This is a genomic window from Loigolactobacillus binensis, assembly GCF_005405165.1.
Taxonomy (GTDB): Bacteria; Bacillota; Bacilli; order Lactobacillales; family Lactobacillaceae; genus Loigolactobacillus; species Loigolactobacillus binensis.
In genome coordinates this window covers 40,622-67,597 of the sequence record NZ_BJDN01000002.1, presented here as the reverse complement: position 1 = coordinate 67,597, position 26,976 = coordinate 40,622, and the positions used below count along the sequence as shown (strand labels likewise).

Here is a 26,976-nt window from a genome sequence, read left to right as displayed (position 1 = left end):
AATAAAGTTAAGAAAATCGCTAAATTATTAAGGAGCCTTCGTTGTGAATTAGCGAATCGTTGCACCATGTTCAGTTTCTAACACTGCGATCACCTTGTCAAAAGCCGTCGTAACCTCAGCATCAGTTAAGGTAGCAGCCGGATTTTGATAGGTTAACGTGTAGGCTAATGACTTCTTACCGGCATCAATATGCCGACCTGCATACAGATCGAATAAGTGTACGTCAGTCAAATAAGCGCCACCGTGCGCCAAAATCGTCGCTTCCAGTGCCGCGTTGGTCACCGTTTCGTCGACCACCAATGCAACATCCCGGGTAATGGCCGGATAGCGGGCAACCGGGGTATAAACAACCAGCTGTGCCTCTAAAGCCAATAACTGTTCTAGATCTAATTGGAAGACATAAGTTGCCGGTAGCCGATATTGTTTGCCAATTCGTGGATGGATTTGGCCTAAGAAACCAACGATTTGGTTACCAACTAAAATATCCGCCGTGCGCCCGGGATGCATATCTTGATGCCGGGCAGTCGCAACAAACTCCGGCGCCGTCGTTAAATGGAATTCGGCTAAAACTGACACCACGATCCCCTTTAATTGATAAAAATCAATTGGTTGTGCAGGTTGATTCCACGCGCCAAGTTGCCAATCACCAGTGATCGCCCCCGCCAAATATTCTAATTCATGGGGCCGTACGGTCGTCGCATGCTGCTTTAAGAAAACCCGTCCTTGTTCATATAAAGCAACATTTTGCTGCTTACGAGCAGCGTTATAGGCTAGATCATCCAACAAGCCGCTGATCAAATTCATGCGTAAAGTTGCGTGGTCGACCGTCATCGGCCAATCAACACTTGTGGGCTGGCTGGCCTTTAACTTAAAGGCGGCTGCCTTATCCGCAGTGGTCAACGCATAACTTAACGCTTGACTTAAACCGTTGGCCTCCAAATTACTTGCCAACCGGCGAATCAATTTTTGCCGTGGGGTTAATAAACCTGGCGTTGACGCACTGGCCGTTAAGGTTTCAGGTAAACGATCATAGCCATAAAGACGCGCAACTTCTTCGATCAAATCGGCTTCAATGGCGATGTCCCAACGCCGTGGCGGTACACTAACTGTGAACACGCCGGCAGCCTCAGTAACGCCGAACCCTAACCGTTCAAAAATGGCCTTGACCTCAGCCGTAGTGATCGTCGTACCTAGAACTTGATTGATCCGTTTAGTGGACACTGTGACCGTCACATTTTCAGGCGTGATCGCCGTTGGGGCTAAACGCCCAGCTAGAACAGTTGCGTCGGCTAGATCAGCGATCAAACTTGCAGCATGATCCAATGCCGTTAGCACATCAGTCCTATTGACCCCTTTTTCAAAACGAGATGAGGCTTCACTGCGAAGGTTGAAACGTTGGGCAGTTTTTCGGATATGCGTTGGCTCAAAAACGGCAGCCTCTAAGATCACCGTTGTTGTTTTATTAGTGATCTCTGAACCTAAGCCGCCCATAACACCGGCTAGATTCAAGGCCGTTGTATCATTGGCGATCACAATATCATCTGGTGTTAAGTCATGATCATTGCCGTCTAACGTGGTTAGTTTCTCACCGGCTTGTGCCCGCCGAACTTCAATTGTTTGCCCACCGATTTGATCGTAATCAAAAGCATGTAACGGTTGACCGTGGTCGATCATGATCAAATTAGTAATGTCGACCACATTATTGATCGGCCGCACACCGGCATTCCACAAGCGTCGTTGTAACCACAATGGACTAGGCTTGATCGTCACGTTTTCGATCACCCGTAAATTATAGCTTGGTGCGTCCTGAACATCATCGACTTTGACCTGTAAAACAGTGCTGGCTGGTTTAGTTGCTTCTGCCAATTTAACTGCTGGAAAATGAACTTGTTCCCCATAAATAGCAGCAACTTCATGCGCCACACCGCGCATGCTAAGCGCATCCGCGCGATTAGGCGTGATCTCTAAATCTAAAATGGCATCATCCATGCCTAAATAGCCATAAACCGGTTGACCAACTTCAGCGGTCGCCGGTAAAACATAAATACCATCAGCATAAGCTTGAGGGGTCACATCATCGCTAAATCCGATTTCTTGTAAGGCACAAATCATGCCGTTGGAGATCTCACCACGCAACTTACCTTTTTTAATTTTCTCATTATTAGCGATCCGCGAACCAGGCAAGGCCACGATCACTTTTTGACCAGCCGCCACATTAGGTGCACCGCAAACGATTTGAACCGTTTCGTCAGCGCTAATTTGAACTTGACACAACTGTAAATGGTCGGAGTCCGGGTGGGGTTTGGTCGCTTCCACATAACCTACCACAATCTTTTTCAAACCAGCAGCTGGGTGGATCACACTATCAACTTCAATACCCGTTAAGGTCACCTTATTAGCCAACTCTTCAGCGGACATATTTAGATCAACATATTCTTTTAACCAATTATACGAAATTTTCATGCGTTAAATTCCTTTCTCAAGCTAAGCAGATTTGTCAGTTTTTACAATGACTTAGGGATAGCGAAAAAGCCCACCCTAGTTGAATTGACTGAGGAAACGAATGTCGTTTTGGTAGAATTGGCGAATATCGTCGATCCCGTATTTCAACATAGCAAAACGATCGATGCCCAAACCAAAAGCAAAACCGCCATATTTAACCGGATCAACTCCAGCAGCTTTTAAAACATTCGGGTGAGTCATTCCTGCGCCTAACACTTCGATCCAGCCTGAATGTTTACAAACATCACAGCCAGCACCATTACATTTGAAGCAGGAAATATCCACCTCAACGGAAGGTTCAGTAAAAGGAAAATAGCTGGGGCGGAAACGAATTTTGCGTTCCGCACCAAAAAACTGGCGAATTGCAAAAGATAAAGTCCCCTTTAAATCTGCCATCGTTACTTGTTCGCCGATGTATTGGCCTTCCATTTGAAAGAATTGGTGAGAATGCGTTGCATCATCGGTATCACGCCGATAAACTCGGCCAGGACCGATCATTTTCATCGGGCCAGTACTGAAGTCATGCTGTTCCAAAGTCCGTGCTTCATCCGGTGACATATGCGTCCGCATTAAAATATCTTGATTGATGTAGAATGTATCCTGCATATCGCGAGCGGGATGATCCTTCGGCATATTTAACTTTTCAAAATTATACTTTTCTTCTTCAACCTCATAACCAAGAACGACCTTGAAACCCATTCCCAAGAAAACAGCTTCCAAAGTTTCTACGGTCTGCATGATCACATGATGTGTTCCCTGCTGAATCGGTGTTCCTGGCAGCGTAACATCTAATTTTTCTTGGGCTAGCTGATGCTCAATTTTAGCGGCCTCCAAGGCCTGCTTACGGGTTTCAATTGAGTCAGTCAACGCATCCCGAACCTTATTGGCAAAACTACCGACTGCAGGGCGTTCTTCCTTCGTCAGGTCACGCATTCCCCGTAAAACTTCGGTGATCGGACCTTTTTTACCTAACAAGTTGACCCGAATATTATTCAATTGCTTTAAATCGTCACTTTTTTTGATCTCTTCGATACCTTGCTTTTGCAACGCACTCAATTTTTCTTGCAAACTACTCATGATCAGGCTCCTCTACGCCACTTTAAGCGGCCAATTTTTACAAAAATATTTGCGGTTACAGACGCCGGCCATGCAATAACGGTTGGTACACCAAATTAAAACATGACACCACCTTGACAACTGCTTTTTACAAAAATGGGTATAAAAAAGCCCCGTCCCAAAAATCAAGGGACGAGGCATCGCGTTACCACCCTAGTTCATAAGCAAATAAATACTTATACACTCAGACAGGGTAACGGACTGTGCCGGAACTTTTTTTGTATTTACGCCCAAAGTCGACTCCGGAAGTGAATTCAGTGCTAGATCGTGACCGTTTTTGCAGCTAATAAACGATTTTCTATGCTGGCCCTAACACGTACTATTTTCCCTCAACGTCTTTCTTGGTATATTTTAACATAACCGGCGTTTTCGTCAATAGCTTAGGCTAATTCCTGTGCGCATTCGGTAGCATCTAACCAAGTGTCGGCCCAACCATGAACCGCATCCATGACCTGTTTCAAGTCTTGGCCTTGTTCCGTCAATGCATATTCGATCAAAGCAGAATCGGCATAAGTCCGTCGTTCAACGATTCCTTCTTGCTCTAATTCTTTTAGCCGCTCGACGAGGACCCGATCAGAACACTTAGGCACTTTTTGCGCCAAATCTTTAAAGCGTTGCGTTCCTTCTTCTAGCAAAACATCAACGATCAAACCGTTCCACTTTTTACCTAAAATCGTAAATGTTTTCTGAAATTTTGGACATAATTGAAATTGTCTTGTTTGACAGTCAACCACCGCTTTTTCTGTCATAGCTCTCACCTCGCAGATAGTTTAGCACACTTACTTCGGGTAAGTCCAATCGGTGGCTTATTTTTATATAGTAAACTACACTGACCCAGCTATGATACTTTTGCAGCTAATATTTTAGTCAACCACTAATTAACTAAAAGCTACCCAGTAGGCGATAATTTTCACTCCTTTTCAGAAAAATGTTATACTAAAAGTAGCTTAATTATGCTTGTACTAAGTGCTGGTTAAGTTAACAAGCACAAGCTGGGAGGGATATATGGATGCTACAAAATTATCGTCATATTTTAGTTGCCGTTGACGGTTCGGCCCAAGCGCAACAGGCTTTCGCAAAAGCGATCCGAATCGCTAAACTCAATCAAGGCCACTTATTGTTACTGAATGTATTGGATATTTGGAATAAAAACTATGATTTTCGCCCAGTCCCGGATAATGATGACTTCACACAAAAGATTTTTGCGCAAACTAAAACTTATCTACAGGTCTTAAAACAAGAAGCCGCGCAACTTGGGGTAACGGATTGTGACATTCATATTCGCTTCGGTAATCCGAAAAAAATTATCGCCTATGAATTTAAACGCAATCATCAAGTTGACTTGATTATTTTAGCAGCTACGGGTAAAAATGCTTTGACACGTACCTTGACAGGTTCCGTCACTGATTACGTGACCCGCAACGCCACAACTGATGTGCTTACGATTCGCACCGACCTAGATAACCGTCCAATTTTCTAAAACAAAGTTCATAAAACGGCGGCAACCTAATTAAAACCGTTGCCGCCTACACTCTCAACAAAAAAGATTATGCCGCAATTCAATGCGCCATAATCTTTTTTAATTAATTACCTTTAGTAGTTAGTTTTAACATTCGTTGTTTTAAGCTGTGACTAGATTTTTGTAATTCGGGTACCGCGTATTCATCAATAGCGCAATAATCATCGACTAAGGACACGATCATACTTTCCATATAGCGTGGTGGCGCAATTGTTGCTCCCCACATGTGCTTGATAATAATGTCTTTTTCTTTTTTAGATAATTCAGTTATTTTTTCAGCGTTGCGCAATGCGATCCGCGGGTGAACATAGGCATGAGTACCCATATCAAATTTGGTGGTACGCCAATCATAATAGAATAGATCATGCAATAAACCACCGCGTGCGGTTGCCCGGGTATCTAAATGTAACTTCTTAGCAATTAAATAACTACGATAAGAAACATTCAACGAGTGCTCCAAACGATTAGAAAAATGATGCTGCGTGTAATTAGCTAAACGTTGTACCGCATCAGTTGCCAGTAAGTCAGCAATTTCATTAACATAAGCTTGATCATCTTGCCAGTTAAGTTTTTTGGTCATTCAACGACTGCCTTTCTCATATAAAATCAACTAAGCGCTGGGCCTAAACGACAGACTAAATAATCATTAAAAAGCTTTTCAACTTTCACGGCTTAGCATACCTTATTTTTTTCAACTTAGCCATAATTTTACACCGAACGTAATCTATTCTTAATCTTTGAGTTGAAACAGTAATATTCCCGCCGCAATAGCGACATTAAGGGATTCCGCGCGTCCTTGAATGGGGATATATAAGTTCTGATCGGTCTGCGCCAATAAAGCCGCTTGCATGCCATTGCCCTCATTGCCCATGATCAAAGCAAAATTCTTTTGTGCAGGTATTTGATGAAAAGCGACTGCCGCAGGATTCAATTCGCTACCAAAAATTGGGACTTGTGCGGCTTTAAAAGCCTGTAACCAAGTGGTTAGTTCCCCTTGATAAATTGGAATATGTAAATGACTACCCTGCATCGACCGTAAAACCTTAGCGCTGTACAAGTCAGCACTTCCTTGGCCTAAAACGACCCCCGATAAGCCAGCGGCGTCGGCAGTACGCACCATAGTACCGATATTACCAGGATCCTGCACACCATCAAGCAATAACCACGTACCGGTATAAGTTTGTGGCACAGTTGTAACTGGTAACGGTAATACCGCAAAAATACCTTGCGTAGTCACCGTTGTGCCCAACGCCTGTGCCACTTCAGGGGTTAACCAATAGGTGGGTACGTCAGTAGGTAACCAATCGACCTGTTGAAAATCTGTGGTCGCCAATAACATGATCAGTTTTTGCTGAGCCTTGATTGCTTCGCGAACTAAATGCACACCCTCTAACAAATAACGCTGCTGCTCTTCACGATTTTTTTTGCGCGTTAACTTACGCAAAGATTTTATCAATTCATTTTTAGAACTAGTAATTAACGTCATACTGTATCTCCTTCAACCTAATATTAAATGACAAATTTTAATTGTGAATTATTAATCCATAGTATAGCATACCCCACTACCAGTAAGGTAAGCCTTGCCGACCACCCCAATTTAAGTAGAAGACTGGCGACTACGGCCTAAATTCCTTATAATGAATTATGAAATAATTTCAAGGAGGGATAGCATGCGCCGTGTTAGTTTAATCGTTTTTGGCCGCGTTCAAGGCGTTGGTTTCCGTTACACCACTAAAATGCTAGCCGACAAAGTCGGCGTTAAAGGAATCGTGCGTAACCTATTAGACGGTACCGTTTATATTGAGGCGCAAGGTAGCGATCACGCGGTGGTCAACTTCATTCAATCATTAAAAAAGGGGCCTTCACCTTACGCCAAAGTAACCCGGATCGATTTAACTGAAATGGGCACCACCAAAGATTACACTGATTTTTCCGTCACCTACTAAAGTCTGATTGAAAAAAAACTTAGCTTAAAGTATAGTAGTAGAAGACTTTATTGCACTCATTGCGCCTATCAAGTCTGGCTACTAGGCGCAGCACCAGCGAATCAGGTTTACTTAGCGTATTTTGCTTAGTAAGCTACCTATTTTGTGGAGTAGAAAGGAACTAAATCCAAAACATGAAGCGAACAAAACGTCTGCTCGGTTATGGTGGACTTTTTACGGTATTAACCTTATTAATGTCTGCTTGTACCAACACCCAAACACATAGACAGCCACCAACTGGCTTCCTTTACGGTCCCATTTATCATTTTCTTGGTCTCCCGATGCAACATCTGATCACTTGGATGGCCAAATTATTCGGCAATCCACCTGATTATGGTTGGGCCATTCTGTTGATCACCTTGATTGTCCGCTTGGTTTTACTGCCGTTAATGCTCAGTCAGTCTAAGAGCACCTTAACGCAGCAACACCGCCGTGAAGCGATCAAACCGCAGTTAGACGATATTCAGAAGCGTCAGGCCGCTGCCACAACGCCTGAAGAAAAATCGGCACTTAGTCAGGAATTGATGGCGACCATGAAGGAAAATGGGGTCAGCATGACCGGCGGGATCGGCTGTTTACCGCTATTGATCCAGTTACCGGTCTTCTCCGCACTGTATATGGCAATTCAATATAGTCCGGCAATCTTCAAGAGTACCTTCCTAGGCATTAGTTTAGGCCAAACTAACGTTGTAGTCGCGGTTTTGGCGGGCTTGACTTACGTTGCCCAAGGTTACCTATCCCTAGTCGGTTTACCTGAAAGTCAAAAGAAACAAATGAAAACAATGATGATGATGAGTCCTGTGATGACCTTCTTCATTGCTTTAGTTTCACCGGCCGGCTTAGGTCTGTATTTCTTCGCCGGTGGGATCTTAGCTATTTTCCAAACACTGATCACCAATTTCTACTATATGCCGCGGATCAAAGCGCAGGTAGCAGCGGATCTTAAGAAGAATCCACCGAAGCCCGTGGCCAAACCGACCCCGGCACCAGCACCAAAGCCGAAACCAAAAGTCGTTACGGCAGCGCCGGCTACACCAAACCATGGCCGTAATCGTAATGCTGGAAAACAACAACACCATAAATAAACAAAAAGCATTTGTCACCTCAAACTAGTTGAAGTGCCAAATGCTTTTTAATTACGGCTCGGTGGTACTGATGAATTACCCGTTTTATTTTCTAGATCCAGTAATGATTCCCCTGGTGCTAATGTTTTAACGATTGGGAACGTGATCCGAAAAATCGTGCCACTACCTAAAACACTTTCCACGCGAATATCGCCGTGGTAACTCTCAACTAAATGCTGGGCGATTGATAAGCCCAGCCCGTTACCACCTTTATCACGACTGCGTGCTTTATCTACACGATAAAAGCGATTAAACACCCGCTCAATGTTTTCTGGGGCAATACCTTCACCGAAATCCTGAACGGCAATCTCAACACTGCGTTCATTCCGCGAAATTGACAAATGAACTTCCTGACGCTTTTGTGAATATTTAACGGCATTATCCATTAAAATAATCAAGATCTGTTCAAAATGATCACGATAAATTTTAATGATCGTCGGTGCCTTCAAATCATCATCCAAAATGAAGGTGAACTCAGGATGGATCAATTTAAAGTTACCGAATACCTGATTGGCAACTTCTTTGGCATCAGTCAAGGCGTTGGGATAGTGAACGTCTACTTGTTCAGCTCGCGAAAGATCTAACATTTCTTGAACCAAACTTTTCATTCGCGTAATTTCTTGTAGCGAAGCACTGATCGACTCACTTAAGATCTCTGGGTCATCCTTACCCCACCGGTTCAACATTTGCATGTGGCCTTCAATGATCGCCACTGGCGTTCGTAGTTCATGGGAAACGTCTTCCACAAACTCTTCCTGTTGTTCAATATAACGTTGCATCCGATCCAGCATATCGTTAAATAAATGGGTCAGATCAGCTAATTCATCGTTGCGCGGGCTGTCAGCAATTCGTTCCACTGATTGCGGTTCCTGGTTGATAATATCAATGGTTTCCGTCATTGCCTTCAACGGCTTTAAGAAGTAAACCGCCAACAAGTAACCGATCAAACCACTGATCAGAAATGCAAATGCCCCTAAAATATAAAAAGCAATCAATAATTGATGCTGATCCTTACGTAATGTTCCTAATTGACTAGTCACCTGGGCATAGCCAATAATACGACCGCTTGTCCGCGAACGAATTGGGCGCCGACCAATAAAGCCATCCTGCGTGCCCACTTTTTCTCGGGAAATTTTAACCATATTCGTGCGTTTAAATTTATTAGGGATATTCCGCGACGCGAAAACAACCTTGCCTTGCGGATTATAAATACTAACCGTGACGTCTTCGCGCGCTAATTTAACTATGATCGAATCCGTATAAATGTTGTTTTTGGCGTTAGCGTCACTTTGCGGTACCGCATCTGAAGCGGTAGCCAAATCCGGACGTAAATAAGGTAATACCGTTTTATGCGTCAAGGTATTCGATTGATTATTCAAGCGTTCAACTACTAGGGTCATGGTATCCTGTAAATTCGTTTCTTCTTGACCCATCATGATCGCCGTAAAACGACTAAACAGTAGGATAGCAAAAATAGCAAACACAATGAATATACCAAAAGCGGCACCCAACGCCCACTTCCACTTAAGGGAGAAGCGTCGAGCCCGCTTTACTTGATTAGAATCACTGTCTTGGCTTGTCATCACGAGCGCATCACGTACCCAGTACCACGTACCGTTTGAATATAGCTTTCTTCGCCTTTACGATCGATCTTATTACGCAAATAACGAATATAAACATCGACTACGTTGGTCTCAACTTCACTTTCGTAACCCCAAACTTTATTTAAGAGCACATCCCGACCTAAAACAACATTCACATTCTCCATTAAAGTCAGCAATAACTCATATTCACGTTTTGTCAGATCGATAGTTTCACTACCGCGCTTAACCACGCGATTTTCCTTTTCAATCTGTAGGTCACGATACGAAACCGTGGTTTGCTTAGCGTTATTCTGTTCGCCTTCGATGTCGATACGCCGCAATAATGCCCGTAGCCGCGCTAGTAATTCCTCAATAGCAAAAGGTTTAACAATGTAGTCGTCAGCCCCATGATCAAGACCCGAAACACGATCAATCACCGAATCACGCGCAGTCATCATAATGATCGGTGTGTTTTTGACCTGACGCACACGCCGGCAAACTTCTAAACCATTTAATTCAGGCAACATTAAATCAAGTAAAATGGCATCCCAGTCATTATTTAGCGCCGCATCTAACCCAGTTCGGCCATTGTAATGAACCGTTGTTTCATAGCCCTCATGTTTCAGTTCAAGTTCAACGAAGCGGGCTAGATTTTTTTCATCTTCAATAATTAGAACTTTACTCATCCAGTTTGACAACTCCTTGAAAAAACGTTATTTATTTCTCACTTTATTATATTTACACTTAAAGCTTGCTGATAAGCATACTCATACAGCTAAGTATTTTACCATTCTTTAGCCGAAAAAGCTACTACTGACTTCGATCAGCGCTTTTAGCAAAATCTCATAAATAAAAAAACACAAAGCTAAAACTAGCCTTGTGTTCAGTAAAAATTCACTTATTGTTCTTCATACCATGGATAATGGAAGCTGCCTTCACGGTCAGTCCGTTCATAGGTATGCGCACCAAAGTAATCCCGTTCTGCCTGAATGATGTTAGCCGGCAAACGTTCAGCGCGGTAGGAATCAAAGTAAGAAATAGCAGCAGCAAAACCAGGCACAGGAACCCCAGCCTTAACAGCCAAGCCAACTAAGTCACGAACTGATTCTTGATATTGTTTCGTAATATCCAAGAAATAGTCATCTAACATTAAGTTTTGTAACTTAGGATCCTTTTCGTAAGCATCCGTAATGTTCTGCAAGAACTGGGCCCGAATAATGCAACCGGCACGCCAGATCCGCGCAATATTAGCATAATCTAAATCCCAATCATAATGGGCCGAAGCAATCCGCATTTGTTCAAAGCCTTGCGCGTAACTCATGATCTTACTGAAATACAACGCTTTGCGGATCATTTCCACAACCGCTTTTTTATCAATTGCAACTTTACCAGCTGGCTTAGGTAAAACCTTGCTAGCCTTGACGCGTTCGTCCTTCATCATCGAAATATAACGGGCATAAACAGATTCAGTGATCAAAGACTGGGGGATCTCTAACTCTAAGGCGTTACCGGAACTCCATTTACCAGTTCCTTTATTAGCCGTCCGATCTAAAATCACGTCAACAATCGGTTTGCCAGTACCAAGATCATCCTTACGGGTCAAAATATCAGCCGTAATCTCGATCAAATAGCTATCTAGTTCACCTTTATTCCAATCAGCAAAGATATCAGCAATTTCGGCAACTGACAGCCCCACTAAATCATGCAATAAATGATAACTTTCAGCAATCAGTTCTTCATCGCCATATTCGATCCCGTTATGGATCATTTTAACGTAATGACCAGCACCATTGGCACCGATATAAGTAACACAAGGAGCACCATCTTGGGCCTTAGCAGCCATTTGTTCAAAGATCGGTGCAACTAAGTCGTAAGCTTCCTTCTGGCCACCAGGCATCATTGAAGGACCTTGTAAGGCACCTAGTTCACCGCCAGAAACACCCATCCCAATAAAGTTAATGCCTGATTTATCTAATTCAGCATTCCGCCGCATAGTGTCCTTAAAGAAGGTGTTACCACCATCGATCAGGACATCACCTTTATCCAATAATGGCAGTAATTCTTGGATCACCGCGTCAGTGCCAGCACCGGCTTTAACCATTAAAATAATCCGCCGTGGCTTTTCCAATGACGCAACGAAATCTTGAATACTATAACTTGGCACTAATTTTTTATCGGCATGTTCTTTAGCCACCGTTTCTGTCTTCGAACTTGTCCGATTGTAAATGGCGACGGTATAACCGCGGCTTTCGATGTTTAAGGCTAAGTTTTTGCCCATAACCGCCATACCGACGACACCAATTTGTGGTGTTTGCTTTTCCATATTTCTTTGTGCCCCCTTATCTATTTAACAACTTCTATCCTATCAAAAAAGCCTACTAAATAAAAGGTAAACTGCTTTTGAATTATTCTATGCAAACCGTTTTAAGTATACAAAAAGCATTAGCGCCATGGCCGCTAATGCTTTTAAAACAGGTCTGTTTTAGTTTTCACTTTTACCTGTATTGACAACTTGTTTGCCATCGTAGAAGCCACAGCTTGGGCAAACGTGATGAGATACGCGTAATTCACCACAGTTTGGGCATGGGCTTAAGTTAGGCGTTGCTAATTTAATGTGTCCCCGACGCATACGTTTCTTCGTCTTTGAGGTTTTTCTTGCTGGTACAGCCATTAAATTCCACCTCCTTAAAATATTATCGTTTTACATTACTTATCGGTTGATTCGTTGAATAAACCTTTTAGTTGAGCAAAACGTGGATCAACTTGTTGTTTACGCGCTTCCAGTAACTGATCATAGTCATCTTCAGAGATCACTTGCCAATCATTACCTTTAGGCATATCAGCTTCATCCTCACATTCATGAGGAGTCAACACCTGCATTGGGATATTCAGCAAGATATTATCCACTATCGCCGTATCTAGATCCAAAGTCTCATGCTCTAAAACGATCACGGTATCTTCACGATCAAGTTCTGCTTGTTTACGCTGGCTAGCTGGCACGTAGAATTCAGTAAAATCAAAATCTAGCGGCAGTGTCACTGGCTTTAACGAGCGAGTCGACGGTAGCGTCAAGCTCCCTTTTACCTTAACATAAGTTGTGATCGTCTGCTGATCTAATGAAATCAAACCAGTTACTTTGATCGGGCTTACATCAATAATTTGCGGATCACGTTCAATCAAAGTTGCCTTTAAATCAAGCGTTTCTGCTAATGGTAACGGTTCTTGCCGATACTTTTCTAATTCAAGTAAAGACCATTTCATTGAAGTTTCCTCCTAATGCAACGAGAATAATTATAACTTTCCCGAAAATCTTTGTCAACCTAATTTACTTTACAGAAGTCAACGCCGGTATTACGCGCTTTTTACGGTTTCGCAACCTCTGTTTAACCATCAATTCACCAAATTTAATTACCAAGGCGCAGATTTGATTATAGCTGATATAACCCGTAGTTGCTAGGAATTTGTTGAATTTTCTGAAATTAATATTAAGTCATAAAACTAGCCTGATTTGCCAAGTTTTTTTATAATAAACTTAAAACGAATAAGCGAGGTTACCTATGACAACTGCGATTTTTTCCGCTTATCTAGCTAAGATCCCATCACAACAACAAGACCGTACTGCTACAGTGCTTGACTGGGTCAGCACAACTTATCCGCAACTTGTGCCCAGAATCGCGTGGAATCAACCAATGTTCACGGCCCACGGCACCTTTATCATCGGTTTTAGCAACGCACAAAAACATTTAGCGATTGCACCTGAAGCTGCAGCAATTGAACATTTTTCCGCTGCAATTGTGGCGGCCGGCTACACGCATACCAAACAATTAATCCGTCTGCCATGGTCGCATGATGTGAATTACCAACTGTTACAACAAATAATTGATTTTAATTTGGCCACTAAGGAAGCGACTACAACTTTTTGGCGCAAATAATAATATCAAAATAGGCGGCTAGGACAATAGGTTCTCGCCGCCTATTTATTCCGCATATAACGCTAGAACTGCGTCCCAAGGCAGCACAGTTATTTTATTTTGCTCGTAATGGTGGCCGATTAAAGTTTTGTTCATGCCCATTTAACTGCGCATAAACATCATCGACCCGCACCTCTAAGCCAAGTAAGCCTGATTCACTACCACTTTTTTGACTGACCCGCGCGATCACTGGAAGCTCTAGCTGTGACTTGATCTGATGCAAATAAGCCTGACCACGCTGATTAAAACCTAATAAATGAATATAGGGATGAGCAAGTGTTTGCTGGATCGCTGCCCTTTGAATATTTAACAAAACGTATAAACATAAGCGCTGTAAACGGGTATACGTATAGCGTTTTGTTTTCAACGCCTGCAATAAACTAGTAAAATCATGAACCTGTTTGATCACGCTGTGGAAACGATATTCTAATCCTTCCGTCATTTGATAGATCTGCCCAAGTTCGGCCCGCGGCGTACTTAAGATCCGGTAACGCAAGTACGGATAAAAATCCGCCCAAGCTAATAATTTTTGCTGCCGCAATGCTTGCGCGCTTTCTGGTGGCACTACAGCAGCTAAGGATTGAACTGTACTAGTCTGACCTAAAGCCACACGCCGAATTGCGGTTGCACTGGCGATCGGACCACCATTTAACGTCGTATCTTGATACTGGGCGGCTTTGCGGGCCACCGGGATCAACTGTAACGGCTGCGTCAGTCGTGCGTTAGCAGTGGCATAGCTCAGTCCCAACAACTGATTTGGCGCGTTAATATTTAGCTGCAGCGTTTCCTGATAAAAATGATTCAACTGAGTCGCGTAGGTTTGCCGATAATCGCGAAAATACTCGTGGAGTTCCGGCAAGGCCGCCAGCTGCTGACCAACCTGCTGATAGTTGATGCTAGTATCCTCGGTGCCAAAAGCCAAACTGCGGCACTGCAACGCAGCCAATAGATTTAAAGCACCGTGCGCAAATTGATCCGCCGGCGCAACGGCCGTTGCAAAAGGTAGTTCCACTACTAGATCAACGCCGTGAGCTAAGGCCACCTGTGCCCGCGTCCATTTATCTAGTAGCGCTGGTTCGCCTCGTTGCACGTAATTACCACTCATCACTGCCACTACAACTTCAGCTCCAGAGCGCTTTCGAGCCTGTTGTAAATGATATAAATGGCCGTTGTGCAACGGATTATATTCCACCACTAACCCTACTGCTTGCATCCGCTACTCACCTCAATTTTCCATCTTAAATAGTTCTGAAATGTAAAAAAAGACAGGCTTACCCGTCTTTTTAACGCTGTTTAAGCTTTTTCGGCTGTAAAAAACCACCGTACGCTGTCGGCTGCAACGGCGCACTCACCGAAATCCGCGCTGACCTGTACGTTAGTAAAGCCGGCTTGTAACAAAGCTTGTTTGACTGTTGCCAAGGGATACGTCCGTTCACGGTGCAACTCACTTAAAGCCTGATAGCCACCGATTGCTTCATCCCAAACGAAAAAGGTTAGATCATGTTCGATCGAGTGTGGGTGCTCGCCAGGATAACTAGCCCACATAAAGGCCGTCGTTTCATTTTTATAGTTATACTGATAGCCGGGAAACAACTCGTCCATTTGGTACAACGAATGCATATCAAATAAAAAGCGGCCGCCGCTGGTCAAATGCTGCTGAACTTGCTGAAAAACCGTGGTGACTGCTGCCAAATCTGGCATATAGCATAATGAATCATCTAAACAAGTGACTAAATCATAAGTCCCTAACTCGTCAAGTTCCCGCATGTCCCCTTGCACAAGTGGGAAAGTAACGCCAGCTGTGGTAGCATGTTGCTGCGCCAAAGTCAGCATATCAGCGGATAGATCAAAACCAGTTACCGGGTAACCAGCTTGCACCAATTTAGTGGCCAAAATACCTGTTCCACAAGCAAGTTCTAGAGTTTGGGGGTGCTGGTGGCCCGCATTCTTTTCGACAAAACTCAGCCACCGTTCGTATAGCTCAGTGTCCATCATTTCGTCATATAATGTCGCAAAAGTCTGATAGATCATGCTTCCAGCCATGCCCCAACATTAACCGTTTTAGCATTAGCCCATAATTTTTCCAAATTATAATAAGCTCGTTCCTCAGGATTGAAAATGTTGACCACCACATCCCCAAGGTCGATCAAAACCCACTTATCGGAATTTTTGCCTTCAACGCGCTTAACTTCAACGCCAGCATCCTCTTCCTGTTCGGCAATTGCTTCTAAAATAGCATCCATTTGCCGCTTAGAAGTGCCTTGTAACACGACAAAATAATCAGCTAATAGGCTGACTTCGCGAACATCTAGCGCAATAATATCTTCTGCGCGTTTACTATCTGCCGCACGGACAGCGATTTCCAAAATTTCTTGACTGTTCAAAATAGGGCTCCTTTTCAATGTGCTCATTGGTTTCATTGTTAATATCAATAATTAAGTCATTTACCGGTGCTAGACTTGCCTGCCACCCACGCATTATACGTATCAATAGTTTTCGGGTAAATATTGACCTGTTTGGCCAACAAGAATTTCAGTGTGTTGCTGATCTCAAAGCGTACACCAGCATCCAAGCTTTCGTTTGCGGCAGCGCGAGCCTGTTCGATACCAGGAAAATCACGCCCGGGTTCAATAAAATCAGCCACAAAAATAATTTTATCTAGGGCCGTCATTTCCACAGCACCAATCGTGTGGCGCCGAACTGCGTTTAAAATTTGTGTATCATGAATGCCTAATTCTTGCTCGACCAAATAAGCACCAACGACACCATGCCAGATTCCATTATTAGCGGTTAATAAATCAGGATCCAACTGTTGCTGGCGAATGATTCGCTTGAATTCTTGATCTGGCCGCTGCTTGGCATAATCATGGACTAAACCGGCAATACTAGCGCGCTGGACATCCGCACCATACTTTTTCGCTAATTTGATCGCAGTTTGCTCGACACGTTGAACGTGAGCAAAACGACTGGCACTTAATTGTTCACTGATGCGGGTCAATAATTCAGCACGTGTCAGCGGCACTAATGGTAGCTGTTCAGTGTTGTTCGTGTTTTTCACGATATAAGCCTTCTTCTTCAATATAATCTAAAACCGCATCCGGCACCAAATAACGCACCGAACAGCCCTGGCTGACACGCTGACGGATCAGTGAGGAACTAATATCTAATAACGGTGCATCGACCCATAAAATAGGATAACGGCTAGTTGCCGGGAATTCTGGCCGCTTCACACCGACGAATTGGACTAACTTGATCAGCTCATCAATTCGATGCCAAGTCGGTAAATCAGCCACCATATCAGCACCGATAATGAAATAATAATCAGTATCCGGATGCTGCTGCTTTAAACTAACCATCGTATCGTACGTGTAACTAATACCACCACGATCAATTTCAGCACGTTCTAAACCGAAATGTGAATTACCATCGATCGCCCGTTCCACCATAGCTAGGCGATGTTTAGCCGCAATCGTGTGTTTAGCATGATGGTGCGGGGGTTGAGCATCCGGCATAAATAGCACTTTTTCCAAACCAAGTTGGGAGCCCACCGCTTCAGCCATCACTAAATGCCCTAAATGCGGCGGATTAAATGTTCCGCCCATAATTCCGACTTGTTTTTTATGCTTATTACCTAGAATTTCTTCTTTCATTTCTACCGTGATCACAGGTTGCGTTAATGTTCTCACCGTCTAAATGTCACCTCTACTTCACAATTAAAGTTAATAATACTGATTCAAGCTAATACTGGCAACTCACAAACAACCGCTAGCCAGTCACTACAAAGCCGCAACTTGTAGTGATAAACGTCGGTATTTTTCTTTTAACGCTGGCCGGTATAGTAACACAACCCGGCCGATGATCTGCGGAACTTCAAGATCCTGGATCTGACTGGTTAATTCGGCTGCCACTGCGGCTGGCGTTAAATCGGTATTTTGCAATAAATTAATTTTAATTAATTCATGCCGAGCTAAACTATCATCGATCTGCGTTAAAAATGTGGTGTTGATCCCATTTTTACCAACATGAAACTCTGGCCGTAAACGATTGGCCCGTGCACGTAAAAAGCGTTTTTGTTTTCCTGTTAAAGTCATAAAAATTCCTTTCTTTACGATCTAAACACTTAGTTTAGATCAATGCTGGCCGAATCGTAACGGCCACCCCTTCTGGTGCCCAACCGCTGACCGTCACGCCAGCCGGAACGGTGATCCAGCCTAGCCCAGCAAACACAAGATCACTTTTGACTTTCGGCGTGAACTGAATTCGTGCCAACGGTGGAAACTTAGCCAGTTCATTGGGCCGTGGTGGCTGCAGCAACTTACCGGCTTGACGTTCATAAAAGTCGTCAGCGTTGCTTAACTTGGTACGGTGGACCAACAAATTATTATCTAAATACAAGGTAAAGCCAGTGTGCGGTCCCCGTTCATAATCAAAACGAGCTAGGCCACCTAAAAATAGGGTTTGTTCACTATTTAGTTGGAACGTTTTTGGTTTGATCGGTTTTTGTGGGGCCACTAATCTTAAATCCTTAGGGCCTAAATAATAAGCCATTTGTTCTCGATGAATGATCCCTGGCGTATCCACCAATTCACGTCCATCATCCAAGGGAATTTCGATTTTATCCAAGGTGGTCCCAGGAAAGCGCGATGTGGTGATCAAATCTTGCGTGCCAGTGGTGCGCTTAATGATCTGATTGATCAAAGTTGATTTGCCGACATTGGTAACGCCGACAACATAAACATCACGGCCAGCACGGTATTTGTCAATTGCTGCCAATAAATCATCTAGCTCATAACCATTTTTGGCACTAGTCAGTAACACATCTAACGGCCGTAAACCAACCGCGTGAGCCTGTTCTTGTAACCACCGCCGAACCTTACTGCGTTTAACCGACCGCGGTAAAACATCGACCTTATTGCCGACTAACAAGACAGGATTCTTGCCGACAAAACGGTGAAGTCCAGGGATAATGCTACCAGAAAAATCAAAAATATCGATCACATTGACGATCAAGGCATCCGTTTCACCAATTTGGGTCAATAGTTTTAAGAAATCATCATCAGTTAAGCGGACATCCGAGATCTCGTTATAATGGCGCAAACGGAAACACCGTTGACAGTAAACCTCACCTGCTGCTAACCCCTTTTCTAACGCCGACGCTGGCGTGTAGCCAGCAGCATTAGGATCGGTTGTTTGAATCTGTGCCCCACAACCAATACAATATAATGGCTCAGTTTCTGTTTCAGCCATCTAAACGCTCCTTCCACTGTAACTCAGGATGGCGCCGACAAAGTCGACGCATTAAAAATTTTTCAAAAAACCGATTGATCCGCGTATTCCACGCATCCGTCTCGATCAGCGGCCGCACTAAAATAGCGCGCACGTGACTATTATTGGCTGCGATCATATCAGTCAACAATTGATCACCAACCATCACCAGTTCATGGTTAGTCAAATTTAGGCGCACTTTAGCCCGCCGAATACCAAAAGATAGTGGTTTTAATGCCCGTGAAACAAAAGGCACCCCGATTGGTTTAACCGCCCGACTGACCCGCGCCGCACTATTATTGGACACCACAACAACTTGAATACCAGCGGTCTGCATTTGTTGGACCCACTGATGTAGTTCTGGCGTTCCGTTTGGGTTATCCCAAGCGATCAGCGTATTATCTAAATCAGTTAAGATCGCCTTGATCCCCTGCTGATGCAGATCAGCCGCCGTTAACTGAGTGATTTGGTTGACCATCCAAGTCGGTTTATAGTCTAAAAACATAATAACCTCTCAACATTTATATCGTTTTACATCTCAACAATCCATTATAAGGTAAAGCTTGCTAAATTGCACCCGCCTAGCTTGGATTTGCCCATTATCTTTTAGTTAGTTTTGCCCACTAACTGAACCATTCATCATTTGAAAAAGCACCGCTAGACAAACCACAATCGGCACAACCGTGGCCATACAGCATGTGTAGCTTTCCCGGCTCCACCTTATACGTTTAGCCATGTCCGCCACGCCAATAACTTTGCCTGTTCTTTATTTTGCCGTATGCTAGAGGCAAGAAAGGACTGATTTTATGCAAAGTTTTGGTTTTAACCGCTTCGGTACAGCCGCTGTGTTTGAAAGTATCATACAACCTACTCCAGAACTCACACCGCGGCGGGTATTGATCAAAGTTGCAGGTTTTGCACTAAATCCTTACGATGCCGCGTTACGTCGCGGTGAGCATGTCCAAGACCGCCCACTACCATTTCCCATCGTACCGGGAACCGACGTGGTCGGTACCATTGCGGCCATTGGCGCGCAAGTCACCGACTACCAAGTTGGCGATGTGGTGATCGGTCATAGCTACTTAGGCGCTTACGCTGAAAAAATTGCGCTATCCCATAACAAAATCGCTAAAGTGCCGGCTGACACCCCACTAGACGCAGTAGTCGGCTTAACTTCTGTGGGTATTACCGCTTATAATCTACTTCTAGTTAAATTACAATTACGGGCCGAACAAACGGTACTTGTGCAAGGCGCTTCTGGTGGCGTCGGCAGCATGCTAGTGCAGCTCGCTAAAGCACGCGGTAGCCACGTTATTGGTGTCGCTAGCGCAACTAACGCCGCTTACGTCCGGCAGTTAGGCGTCGATCAATTCATTAGTACTGCTGCACTACCAACTACGCCACAAACCGCCGATATTGTGATCAACGCCGTCAATGGCGGTCGGGAACAAACTGCCGGTCTAGCCCACGTTGCCAAAAACGGGCGCTATGTTAGTTTAATGCCATTTTCTATAGCTACCTCGGTTCCAACCTTAGTCTTTCAACCTGAAAAACAATTCCGTGATCGGCCGGCACTAGCTTATTTGCTAAACTTATATGCACAACACCGGTTGCAACTGCCGGTAGCCGCAAAATTTGCTTTCACCGTAGCGGGAGTTCAAGCGGCTCATACCTTGTTAGAGCAGCGCCACCGTCCTGGTAAGATCATCGTCATGAAATGAAAAAAGTTGTGCTCGCCAATTGTGAGCACAACTTTTTATTTGCAGTACTAACGTTAAATCAAAGCGAATGCCGATCTAACTATTTAGCGATTGCAGCTTTTGCTTGTTCTGCTAAGTCAGAAAATGCTTTAGCGTCACTAACAGCAAGTTCAGCTAACATCTTGCGGTTAATGTCGATGCCAGCAAGTTTCAAACCGTGCATCAATTTGCTGTAGCTAACGTCATTTAAACGTGCCGCTGCGTTGATCCGCGCGATCCATAATTTACGGTAATCACGTTTAACTTGCCGACGATCACGGAAAGCATAACGGTACGAAACCATTACTTGCGTGTTTGCTGTTTTGAACAAACGATGCTTTGAACCGCGATAACCTTTAGCTAATTTTAAAACCTTTTTACGACGTTTGCGCGTCACTGTTCCACCTTTAACACGTGGCATTGAAATTCCTCCTCAAATACTTCGGCGTTTCACAATCTGTGAAAACTTTGGGGCACGAAGTTACCTAAAAAATTAAACGATTGATGCTATCTTACTTCATTTGGGATAGCATTTGTTTGATCCGCTTCATATCGCTAGCGGAAACCATGCCTGGTTTAGCTAAGAAACGACGTTGTTTCTTGGTTTTACCATGGAAACGGTGGCTCGTGTAAGCGTGATGACGTAGCAAGCTGCCGTTACCGGTCTTCTTGAAACGTTTAGCTGATGCACGATGTGTTTTTTGTTTTGGCATAATTAAATCTTCCTCCCTGCAGAAGACTGTGGTGAAAAACTGTCGCCACAGTCTTTCCAAACAATATTAGTGAGAATGCGTTTAAGCGCACGCCTACTTTTCTGCAATTGGTTGCAACATCATTGACATGCTGCGCCCGTCCATCTTAGGCTGAGCGATAACCGTTGCAATGTCCTTGGTCTCTGCGGCCAAATGTTTAAGCACTTCACGGCCAATTTCTTTATGCGTGATCGCACGACCGCGGAAACGAATCGATGCTTTGACCTTGTCACCCTTAGCCAAGAACTTACGTGCATTCTTCAACTTAGTGTTAAAGTCGTTTTCATCAATCGTTGGGCTTAACCGGACTTCTTTGATGCTAACGATTTTTTGTTTCTTACGGGCATCGCGTTGTTTCTTTTGCAATTCAAAACGATATTTACCGTAATCCATGATCCGCGCTACCGGTGGCTTAGCGTTTGGGGCAACGAGAACAACATCCAAATTAGCTTGGTCAGCAATCCGCAATGCTTCAGCTTTGCTCTGAACGCCTAATTGGTCACCATTTTCAGCGATCAAGCGAACCTCACGTGCGCGAATCCCATCATTGACCATCATGTCTTTTGCTATGGCTATTCACCTCCAAAAATTTCGAGAAATATGCAGAAAAAAACGGAGCCCGCTTCTGCAGACCCCGCCACAAACTAGTCAACTAGTTTGATCCGTTCATTATCTGCCCAGAGACATTTAGTCAACTTAGGCGAGAAGCGGGCTGCTTCTGCTTTAATTCTCAATACGCTAAAGTATACGGTTATTTCTGCTTCTTGTCAAGCTGTTGGGCGACATTTGCTTAGGTACCCTTTAATTTACCGGTGCGACTGTAGTTGCCCACTTCAGCGACCATCGCATCAATGTAAATATTAGCATCCTGAGCGATGCCTTTATCTTCACCATAATGCCGAACTGAAACACTGGCGTGCGTCATTTCCTCATCACCAAGAACTAAGGTATACGGAATCTTCTGCGTCTGTGCTTCACGGATCTTATAACCCATTTTTTCATTACGATCATCAATTTCTACTCGTAACCCGCGAGCGACCATCCGCGATTTGATCTGTTTTGCATAGGCCAAATGCAGATCATTTTTAACTGGAATGATCACCGCTTGGATCGGTGCCAACCAAGTTGGGAAGGCGCCTTTGTACATTTCCGTCAAATAAGCGGTGAACCGTTCCATGGTGGATACTAGTCCCCGGTGGATCATGACTGGCCGATGTTCTTCACCATCACTACCAACATACTTCAAATCGAAGCGTTCCGGCAGCATAAAGTCCAATTGGATCGTCGACAAAGTTTCTTCATTACCTAAAGCCGTCTTGGTTTGCACATCCAACTTAGGACCATAGAAAGCCGCTTCACCTTCTGCTTCAGTATAATCTAAGCCCATATCGTCCATCGCCGCTTTCAACATGGTTTGTGCCCGGTTCCACATTTCGTTATCGTCAAAATACTTTGCGGTATTGTTAGGGTCACGATAGCTTAACCGGAAGGAGTAATCACTGATGTCGAAGTCAGCGTAAACGGAGATCATCAATTTCAAAATAGCTTTGAATTCGTCCTCGATTTGATCCAAGGTGACGAAAGTATGACCATCGTTTAACGTCATTTCCCGTACCCGCTGTAAGCCGGATAAAGCGCCGGATTTTTCGTAACGGTGCATCATTCCTAATTCAGCGATCCGCAATGGTAATTCCCGGTAGCTACGAATATGATGATTGTAGATCTGAATATGACTTGGGCAGTTCATTGGCCGTAATTCTAATTGTTCGCCTTCACCCATATCCATTGGCGGAAACATATCTTCACGATAATGTTCCCAATGACCTGACGTCTTGTAAGCATTTAGGTTCATTAAAACGGGCGTGTAAACATGCTGGTAGCCGTTGGCAACTTCTTTGTCGATGATATAACGTTCGATCGTCCGCCGAATTGTTGCTCCTTTTGGCATCCAGTAAGGTAAGCCCGCCCCAACTTTAGGATCAACGAAGAACAGATCTAATTGATTACCGATCACCCGGTGATCACGATCGTGTGCCTCTTGGCGCCGTGCATCGTCAGCCGTCATTTCCTTTTGACTGAAGAAGGCGGTGCCGTAAACCCGTTGCAACATCTTATTGCTAGATTTACCTTGCCAATAAGCGCCGGCCACGGATAATAACTTAGAAACTTTCAATAATTTTGTGTTTGGTAGCACCCCTTGTTCACCAAAGTCGGTGAAGCTGCCTAAATGATAAAGCACAACTTCATCAGCAGCTAAATCATTTAATAAGCTGGTCTTATAAGGATCGGCGGCAAACTTGGCCAGGGCGTCAGCCTTAGAAACGACTTCGCGGTCGATAGCATCCCCATCAGCAACGATCTTAGCCAAATGGTCATTGATCGCGACTAAATCATCTACGGAAACTGGCTTAGCTTCGTTATCAGTATCGTAATAGAAGCCATGCTCAGTTAAAGCGTGTTCGCCAAAAGTCATTGCTGGGAATAAATCGTGTAAAGCGGCACCTAAGGCCAGGCTAGCAGTGTTCCAAAGCACCTGCAGGCCTGCTTCATCCTTAGCGGTAACGATCTCGATTTGACCATCTTTAGCTAAAGGTGCAGTCAGATCAACCAATTGACCGTCTAATTTACCAGCAATTGCTTTCTTACCTAAACTTGTGCTGATTGATTTTGCCACATCAGCAACAGTTGTTCCCGCGGCGAAGTTTTTGACTGCACCATCGGGGAACGTTAACTTGAGTTCTGCCATGAATTTGGCCTCCTTAAAATATTAACCGCAAATAAAAAAGTCCCTGAGATCAAATAGACCTCAGGGACGAATGATTTCGCGGTTCCACCCAGTTTTGAAGCACACTTAAAATGTACTTCCTCATTAGCGTTGTTAACGGTAACGAACCGACACTACATTACATAGCGTTGCTTGGAAAGTGGTCAGCAGTTAAATTGCTTAGCAAGTTACAGCACCCTTGCCTCTCTGAAAAGTTCGTTTAACTGCAGGTATCTTTCTGCTTCAATAATCCAATTGAACCATACCTCTACTTAAATTTCAAGTCATTGACGTAAATTTTACGGGTCTAGCTAGCAAGTCGTATCAGCTGACCGTTAATTAATCCTATGGGGCCAAGCGCCGATTTTTGCCCAATAATTCTACTTCGCGGCTTAAAAAGCGAATGCGTTCCATGATCCGCTTCGCCTTCAAGGGTTCCCGTTCCCCACGTTGGCTCACGCTTAAATGTTCGTGTTCCAATTGTGCCATCGAAAAATTAGAGGAGAAAAAAGTCGCCAGTTCTTCTTGCATCCGGTATTGTAAAATCACGCCGAGCACATCATCCCGGATCCAACTGGACATTGAATCAGCACCAATATCATCGATCATTAAAACTCGTGATCGTTTGATCGCCTCTAATTTAGGCGTTAAATCATTTTGGCCAATGGCGTTTTTCATTTCCACCGCAAACGTTGGAAAATGAACCAACGTCGTTTGGAAACCTCGCACCGCCAATTCGTGCGCTAATGCCCCTAAAAGATACGTTTTACCCACACCAAAATTGCCGTACAAATACAAACCTTGGTGAAATTTATGCGGTGCTTTAGCATAATCATCTAAAAATAGCGTGACGGCATCTAGAGCCGCAAAACGATCATCATCTTGATAAAATTGACTAAGGCGCGCTTCACGAATATTTTTCGGCATACTGATCGAACGCACCCGCGCCTGTAAAGCGCGCGCTTCATCTGCCGCCTTTAATTCCGCGGTCGGTTCATAAGTCACATCAATAAAATGATGATTCAAAAGTAGGCGTGGCTGATAGCCTGGAGCCAGTGAAGTTTGCTTCGCTTGAAATTTATTTTTTTCGGTAACGAATTCGTACAATTTAGCTGCTGACCGATCGATCATCGCTTGGTCGATCTCCGTTCGGTGAGCCGCAATGAAAGCCTGGACCGCAGGATCACGCATGACCTTCGCCATCAAAGCTGCATAGTGCTGATTTAAATTCTTCTTATTCATGAAAATACGCAGGTTTTTGCCCATATCTTCCATTACGACTCACCATCCTTATTCGCTTGCAACGCAGCTAAGCGTTTCTGAACCGCCGCTCGCTGTTCTGCGGTCACTTGTTTCTTTGGTGCTTGATAACCATCTTGGGCCCAATCAGGCAAAGTTTCTTTGCGCACCGTTGCCTTATTACTACGGCGTGTCCGGGTTGGTGCTTGCTTCTGCCGATAAAATGACTTTACTTCCTGCATGGCTGCTTCTGGAGTAGTCACTTTGTGCTGAAGCCAACCATTGGCCACCCCATCCACATAAGCCTGTGTCAATGTCGGCATTTGTCGCACATTGATCACATAATGCGTCAAAATATTGATAATACTGGGATCAGCAAACACGTGACGTTCCATTAACCGGGCCAAGACATGTTGTTCACTATTAGTAACGTACCCACCTTGCTGCTGCTTTAACTGGGTCAGGAAAGTTACCGGTGCCAGTTGACGACTGACCGCGATCAATTGTTGATCATTTTTTGATAATCCTTTAGCCGGAGTTGCCATCGCTGGATCCGCCGCACCTGTGCCTGTAGTCGGCGCCACCTTAGTCGGTTGCCGCGCCACTAAGCGCTTCAAAGCCGGCAAGTCTAATTTATTTGTATTGAGATCAACACTTTCATTAACGTATTGGGCTAATTCCAGTTCATTTAAACCATATAAAGCGTGGAGCGTTAATAATTGATCATGATACTGGTCCAATTCTCGCGCTGAAATATAGCTGGCCTGTAATTGCTGTTTGAAAAATGGCCAATCAAAATCACCAGTTGCCCGCTGATCCAATTGCGGTTGTGTGGTAGTCGCTGGCGTTTTAAATTCAGACTTAGCCTCCGCAATCGTAGCCGGTAACTGCTGTAGAAGCTGTGAATTAACGTGAAAGACATCAAGAAAACTCAAACTAACTTCTTCCAGATCAGCACTAGGTTTTACCGGGTGCAGCCGGAATTGCGCTTTTAGCTGGTCAAAACGATCTTCGCCCACCACATCGTACAATAATAAACTTAATAAATCATCGCTAAAAAATGCATTCGGTGCTTGCGGTGCGTACAATTCATAAGTGAAAGTTCGTTCCGCCACTTTCACCTGTTGATAAGACTTGATCAAACCTAACGCTTCTAGGCGTGTCCGACTTTGATAAAGCGTCGGCAGATCAATATTTAGTAATGCTAATAAGGTGCTGTGCGGCTGACTGGTTTGGACCGACGTCTGCGTCTGCTGGGTCCACAATAATAAATAAAGGCTGTAGGCAGAGGTGCCCATCAGTGGTTGATACAAATAAGTCAACACTTGCCGATCAAAATCAGATAGATAGTTTGCAGCAGTGACCACAAAGCCATCCCGGGGCGCTAACTTAAAAAACACGTCTTGCATCAGCGACA

At 44.2% G+C, this 26,976-nt stretch carries 29 protein-coding genes and 1 other annotated feature; of the genes, 5 read left to right on the top strand and 24 right to left on the bottom strand.

Annotated elements, in window-relative coordinates; all coding sequences use genetic code 11:
• Positions 1-48: 48 nt before the first annotated feature.
• The 3 genes from pheT to FFM78_RS01310 all read right to left on the bottom strand — a co-directional run bounded on the left by pheT (position 49) and on the right by FFM78_RS01310 (position 4,367).
• A complete protein-coding gene (gene pheT, locus FFM78_RS01320) occupies positions 49-2,463 on the bottom strand; it encodes a phenylalanine--tRNA ligase subunit beta (protein ID WP_137636638.1) in 2,415 nt (804 codons plus the stop codon).
• A gap of 75 nt (positions 2,464-2,538) precedes the next feature.
• Positions 2,539-3,579 carry a phenylalanine--tRNA ligase subunit alpha gene (gene pheS, locus FFM78_RS01315; protein ID WP_137636637.1) on the bottom strand — a complete coding sequence of 347 codons (1,041 nt, stop codon included), beginning with the start codon at positions 3,577-3,579 and terminating at the stop codon, positions 2,539-2,541.
• A 164-nt stretch (positions 3,580-3,743) separates the two neighbouring features.
• Positions 3,744-3,960 (bottom strand) — a binding site (T-box leader).
• A gap of 38 nt (positions 3,961-3,998) precedes the next feature.
• The gene (locus tag FFM78_RS01310; RefSeq protein WP_137636636.1) at positions 3,999-4,367 is read right to left on the bottom strand and encodes a winged helix-turn-helix transcriptional regulator; all 369 of its coding nucleotides are present in this window, start codon (positions 4,365-4,367) and stop codon (positions 3,999-4,001) included.
• A gap of 260 nt (positions 4,368-4,627) precedes the next feature.
• Between FFM78_RS01310 and FFM78_RS01305 the strand changes: the two genes are divergently transcribed.
• Positions 4,628-5,098: a universal stress protein gene (locus FFM78_RS01305; protein WP_137636635.1), complete on the top strand. Its 471-nt coding sequence runs from the start codon at positions 4,628-4,630 to the stop codon at positions 5,096-5,098.
• Between the two features lie 103 nt (positions 5,099-5,201).
• Here FFM78_RS01305 and FFM78_RS01300 read toward each other — a convergent pair whose 3' ends face one another.
• The gene (locus FFM78_RS01300) at positions 5,202-5,717 is read right to left on the bottom strand and encodes an HD domain-containing protein (protein ID WP_137636634.1); all 516 of its coding nucleotides are present in this window, start codon (positions 5,715-5,717) and stop codon (positions 5,202-5,204) included.
• Between the two features lie 150 nt (positions 5,718-5,867).
• Positions 5,868-6,623: a TrmH family RNA methyltransferase gene (locus tag FFM78_RS01295; protein WP_137636633.1), complete on the bottom strand. Its 756-nt coding sequence runs from the start codon at positions 6,621-6,623 to the stop codon at positions 5,868-5,870.
• 184 nt (positions 6,624-6,807) lie between these two features.
• Here FFM78_RS01295 and FFM78_RS01290 point away from each other — a divergent pair, with 184 nt between their 5' ends.
• Positions 6,808-7,083 (top strand): acylphosphatase, encoded by a 276-nt coding sequence (locus FFM78_RS01290; protein WP_137636632.1) that lies wholly within the window; start codon positions 6,808-6,810, stop codon positions 7,081-7,083.
• A 173-nt stretch (positions 7,084-7,256) separates the two neighbouring features.
• A complete protein-coding gene (gene yidC / locus FFM78_RS01285; protein ID WP_137636631.1) occupies positions 7,257-8,207 on the top strand; it encodes a membrane protein insertase YidC in 951 nt (316 codons plus the stop codon).
• Between the two features lie 47 nt (positions 8,208-8,254).
• On the opposite strand, the gene FFM78_RS01280 is transcribed toward yidC, so the two are convergent.
• The 5 genes from FFM78_RS01280 to FFM78_RS01260 all read right to left on the bottom strand — a co-directional run bounded on the left by FFM78_RS01280 (position 8,255) and on the right by FFM78_RS01260 (position 13,090).
• The gene (locus FFM78_RS01280) at positions 8,255-9,829 is read right to left on the bottom strand and encodes a sensor histidine kinase (RefSeq protein WP_137636630.1); all 1,575 of its coding nucleotides are present in this window, start codon (positions 9,827-9,829) and stop codon (positions 8,255-8,257) included.
• Positions 9,829-10,515: a response regulator transcription factor gene (locus tag FFM78_RS01275; protein WP_137636629.1), complete on the bottom strand. Its 687-nt coding sequence runs from the start codon at positions 10,513-10,515 to the stop codon at positions 9,829-9,831. Before FFM78_RS01275 ends, FFM78_RS01280 begins: the two co-directional genes overlap by 1 nt.
• Before the next feature lie 212 nt (positions 10,516-10,727).
• Positions 10,728-12,152, bottom strand: coding sequence for an NADP-dependent phosphogluconate dehydrogenase (gene gnd / locus FFM78_RS01270; protein ID WP_137636628.1), 1,425 nt, complete (start codon positions 12,150-12,152; stop codon positions 10,728-10,730).
• Between the two features lie 159 nt (positions 12,153-12,311).
• Complete coding sequence (gene rpmF / locus FFM78_RS01265; RefSeq protein ID WP_137636627.1) at positions 12,312-12,500, bottom strand: 50S ribosomal protein L32; 189 nt, start codon at positions 12,498-12,500, stop codon at positions 12,312-12,314.
• Positions 12,501-12,535: 35 nt separating this feature from the next.
• Complete coding sequence (locus tag FFM78_RS01260) at positions 12,536-13,090, bottom strand: YceD family protein (RefSeq protein ID WP_137636626.1); 555 nt, start codon at positions 13,088-13,090, stop codon at positions 12,536-12,538.
• Between the two features lie 296 nt (positions 13,091-13,386).
• On the opposite strand from FFM78_RS01260, the gene FFM78_RS01255 reads away from it, so the two are divergent.
• A complete protein-coding gene (locus tag FFM78_RS01255; RefSeq protein ID WP_137636625.1) occupies positions 13,387-13,761 on the top strand; it encodes an iron chaperone in 375 nt (124 codons plus the stop codon).
• Between the two features lie 94 nt (positions 13,762-13,855).
• Here the strand turns inward: FFM78_RS01255 and FFM78_RS01250 are convergent, their stop codons facing one another.
• From FFM78_RS01250 to FFM78_RS01215, 8 genes are all read right to left on the bottom strand, one after another.
• Positions 13,856-15,013 carry a nucleotidyltransferase gene (locus tag FFM78_RS01250; protein ID WP_137636624.1) on the bottom strand — a complete coding sequence of 386 codons (1,158 nt, stop codon included), beginning with the start codon at positions 15,011-15,013 and terminating at the stop codon, positions 13,856-13,858.
• An 80-nt stretch (positions 15,014-15,093) separates the two neighbouring features.
• Entirely contained in the window at positions 15,094-15,831 is a 738-nt protein-coding gene (locus FFM78_RS01245) for a class I SAM-dependent DNA methyltransferase (RefSeq protein WP_137636623.1), read from the bottom strand.
• Positions 15,828-16,187: a ribosome silencing factor gene (rsfS, locus tag FFM78_RS01240; protein ID WP_171001810.1), complete on the bottom strand. Its 360-nt coding sequence runs from the start codon at positions 16,185-16,187 to the stop codon at positions 15,828-15,830. Before rsfS ends, FFM78_RS01245 begins: the two co-directional genes overlap by 4 nt.
• Before the next feature lie 53 nt (positions 16,188-16,240).
• Positions 16,241-16,822, bottom strand: a complete 582-nt coding sequence (gene yqeK, locus FFM78_RS01235; RefSeq protein WP_373280659.1) for a bis(5'-nucleosyl)-tetraphosphatase (symmetrical) YqeK — start codon at positions 16,820-16,822, stop codon at positions 16,241-16,243.
• Positions 16,823-16,835: 13 nt separating this feature from the next.
• On the bottom strand, positions 16,836-17,450 hold the full coding sequence (locus FFM78_RS01230; RefSeq protein WP_171001809.1) for a nicotinate-nucleotide adenylyltransferase: 615 nt from the start codon (positions 17,448-17,450) through the stop codon (positions 16,836-16,838).
• Positions 17,451-17,576: 126 nt separating this feature from the next.
• Complete coding sequence (locus FFM78_RS01225) at positions 17,577-17,891, bottom strand: YhbY family RNA-binding protein (protein WP_137636619.1); 315 nt, start codon at positions 17,889-17,891, stop codon at positions 17,577-17,579.
• A 34-nt stretch (positions 17,892-17,925) separates the two neighbouring features.
• A complete protein-coding gene (yqeH, locus tag FFM78_RS01220; RefSeq protein ID WP_137636618.1) occupies positions 17,926-19,047 on the bottom strand; it encodes a ribosome biogenesis GTPase YqeH in 1,122 nt (373 codons plus the stop codon).
• Entirely contained in the window at positions 19,040-19,570 is a 531-nt protein-coding gene (locus FFM78_RS01215; RefSeq protein WP_137636617.1) for a YqeG family HAD IIIA-type phosphatase, read from the bottom strand. The genes yqeH and FFM78_RS01215 overlap by 8 nt, the downstream gene beginning before the upstream one ends.
• Positions 19,571-19,871: 301 nt before the next feature.
• Between FFM78_RS01215 and FFM78_RS01210 the strand changes: the two genes are divergently transcribed.
• Positions 19,872-20,786 carry an NADP-dependent oxidoreductase gene (locus tag FFM78_RS01210; RefSeq protein WP_137636616.1) on the top strand — a complete coding sequence of 305 codons (915 nt, stop codon included), beginning with the start codon at positions 19,872-19,874 and terminating at the stop codon, positions 20,784-20,786.
• Positions 20,787-20,865: 79 nt separating this feature from the next.
• Here FFM78_RS01210 and rplT read toward each other — a convergent pair whose 3' ends face one another.
• The 6 genes from rplT to FFM78_RS01180 form a co-directional block, all read right to left on the bottom strand.
• Entirely contained in the window at positions 20,866-21,225 is a 360-nt protein-coding gene (gene rplT / locus FFM78_RS01205; RefSeq protein WP_137636615.1) for a 50S ribosomal protein L20, read from the bottom strand.
• 91 nt (positions 21,226-21,316) lie between these two features.
• Complete coding sequence (rpmI, locus tag FFM78_RS01200) at positions 21,317-21,517, bottom strand: 50S ribosomal protein L35 (RefSeq protein ID WP_125548663.1); 201 nt, start codon at positions 21,515-21,517, stop codon at positions 21,317-21,319.
• Positions 21,518-21,610: 93 nt separating this feature from the next.
• Positions 21,611-22,111: a translation initiation factor IF-3 gene (gene infC, locus FFM78_RS01195; protein WP_137636730.1), complete on the bottom strand. Its 501-nt coding sequence runs from the start codon at positions 22,109-22,111 to the stop codon at positions 21,611-21,613.
• 235 nt (positions 22,112-22,346) lie between these two features.
• Entirely contained in the window at positions 22,347-24,302 is a 1,956-nt protein-coding gene (gene thrS / locus FFM78_RS01190) for a threonine--tRNA ligase (protein WP_137636614.1), read from the bottom strand.
• Between the two features lie 363 nt (positions 24,303-24,665).
• Positions 24,666-25,595, bottom strand: a complete 930-nt coding sequence (gene dnaI, locus FFM78_RS01185) for a primosomal protein DnaI (RefSeq protein ID WP_137636613.1) — start codon at positions 25,593-25,595, stop codon at positions 24,666-24,668.
• A complete protein-coding gene (locus FFM78_RS01180; RefSeq protein ID WP_137636612.1) occupies positions 25,595-26,968 on the bottom strand; it encodes a replication initiation and membrane attachment family protein in 1,374 nt (457 codons plus the stop codon). Before FFM78_RS01180 ends, dnaI begins: the two co-directional genes overlap by 1 nt.
• Between the last annotated feature and the right edge of the window lie 8 nt (positions 26,969-26,976).

What these genes read in the sequence shown, in the direction of transcription:
- FFM78_RS01305 (WP_137636635.1), top strand. Translation starts at nt 4,628, where the DNA reads ATGCTACAAAATTATCGTCATATTTTAGTTGCCGTTGACGGTTCGGCC.
- FFM78_RS01290 (WP_137636632.1), top strand. Translation starts at nt 6,808, where the DNA reads ATGCGCCGTGTTAGTTTAATCGTTTTTGGCCGCGTTCAAGGCGTTGGT.
- yidC (WP_137636631.1), top strand. Translation starts at nt 7,257, where the DNA reads ATGAAGCGAACAAAACGTCTGCTCGGTTATGGTGGACTTTTTACGGTA.
- pheT (WP_137636638.1), bottom strand. Translation starts at nt 2,463, where the DNA reads ATGAAAATTTCGTATAATTGGTTAAAAGAATATGTTGATCTAAATATG.
- FFM78_RS01225 (WP_137636619.1), bottom strand. Translation starts at nt 17,891, where the DNA reads ATGACTTTAACAGGAAAACAAAAACGCTTTTTACGTGCACGGGCCAAT.
- yqeH (WP_137636618.1), bottom strand. Translation starts at nt 19,047, where the DNA reads ATGGCTGAAACAGAAACTGAGCCATTATATTGTATTGGTTGTGGGGCA.
- FFM78_RS01180 (WP_137636612.1), bottom strand. Translation starts at nt 26,968, where the DNA reads ATGCAAGACGTGTTTTTTAAGTTAGCGCCCCGGGATGGCTTTGTGGTC.
- FFM78_RS01280 (WP_137636630.1), bottom strand. Translation starts at nt 9,829, where the DNA reads ATGACAAGCCAAGACAGTGATTCTAATCAAGTAAAGCGGGCTCGACGC.
- FFM78_RS01260 (WP_137636626.1), bottom strand. Translation starts at nt 13,090, where the DNA reads ATGAAATGGTCTTTACTTGAATTAGAAAAGTATCGGCAAGAACCGTTA.
- FFM78_RS01230 (WP_171001809.1), bottom strand. Translation starts at nt 17,450, where the DNA reads ATGAAAGAAGAAATTCTAGGTAATAAGCATAAAAAACAAGTCGGAATT.
- dnaI (WP_137636613.1), bottom strand. Translation starts at nt 25,595, where the DNA reads ATGGAAGATATGGGCAAAAACCTGCGTATTTTCATGAATAAGAAGAAT.
- FFM78_RS01255 (WP_137636625.1), top strand. Translation starts at nt 13,387, where the DNA reads ATGACAACTGCGATTTTTTCCGCTTATCTAGCTAAGATCCCATCACAA.
- FFM78_RS01215 (WP_137636617.1), bottom strand. Translation starts at nt 19,570, where the DNA reads ATGTTTTTAGACTATAAACCGACTTGGATGGTCAACCAAATCACTCAG.
- gnd (WP_137636628.1), bottom strand. Translation starts at nt 12,152, where the DNA reads ATGGAAAAGCAAACACCACAAATTGGTGTCGTCGGTATGGCGGTTATG.
- thrS (WP_137636614.1), bottom strand. Translation starts at nt 24,302, where the DNA reads ATGGCAGAACTCAAGTTAACGTTCCCCGATGGTGCAGTCAAAAACTTC.
- FFM78_RS01310 (WP_137636636.1), bottom strand. Translation starts at nt 4,367, where the DNA reads ATGACAGAAAAAGCGGTGGTTGACTGTCAAACAAGACAATTTCAATTA.
- infC (WP_137636730.1), bottom strand. Translation starts at nt 22,111, where the DNA reads ATGGTCAATGATGGGATTCGCGCACGTGAGGTTCGCTTGATCGCTGAA.
- rplT (WP_137636615.1), bottom strand. Translation starts at nt 21,225, where the DNA reads ATGCCACGTGTTAAAGGTGGAACAGTGACGCGCAAACGTCGTAAAAAG.
- FFM78_RS01300 (WP_137636634.1), bottom strand. Translation starts at nt 5,717, where the DNA reads ATGACCAAAAAACTTAACTGGCAAGATGATCAAGCTTATGTTAATGAA.
- FFM78_RS01250 (WP_137636624.1), bottom strand. Translation starts at nt 15,013, where the DNA reads ATGCAAGCAGTAGGGTTAGTGGTGGAATATAATCCGTTGCACAACGGC.
- FFM78_RS01210 (WP_137636616.1), top strand. Translation starts at nt 19,872, where the DNA reads ATGCAAAGTTTTGGTTTTAACCGCTTCGGTACAGCCGCTGTGTTTGAA.
- pheS (WP_137636637.1), bottom strand. Translation starts at nt 3,579, where the DNA reads ATGAGTAGTTTGCAAGAAAAATTGAGTGCGTTGCAAAAGCAAGGTATC.
- rpmI (WP_125548663.1), bottom strand. Translation starts at nt 21,517, where the DNA reads ATGCCAAAACAAAAAACACATCGTGCATCAGCTAAACGTTTCAAGAAG.
- FFM78_RS01245 (WP_137636623.1), bottom strand. Translation starts at nt 15,831, where the DNA reads ATGATCTATCAGACTTTTGCGACATTATATGACGAAATGATGGACACT.
- FFM78_RS01295 (WP_137636633.1), bottom strand. Translation starts at nt 6,623, where the DNA reads ATGACGTTAATTACTAGTTCTAAAAATGAATTGATAAAATCTTTGCGT.
- rpmF (WP_137636627.1), bottom strand. Translation starts at nt 12,500, where the DNA reads ATGGCTGTACCAGCAAGAAAAACCTCAAAGACGAAGAAACGTATGCGT.
- FFM78_RS01275 (WP_137636629.1), bottom strand. Translation starts at nt 10,515, where the DNA reads ATGAGTAAAGTTCTAATTATTGAAGATGAAAAAAATCTAGCCCGCTTC.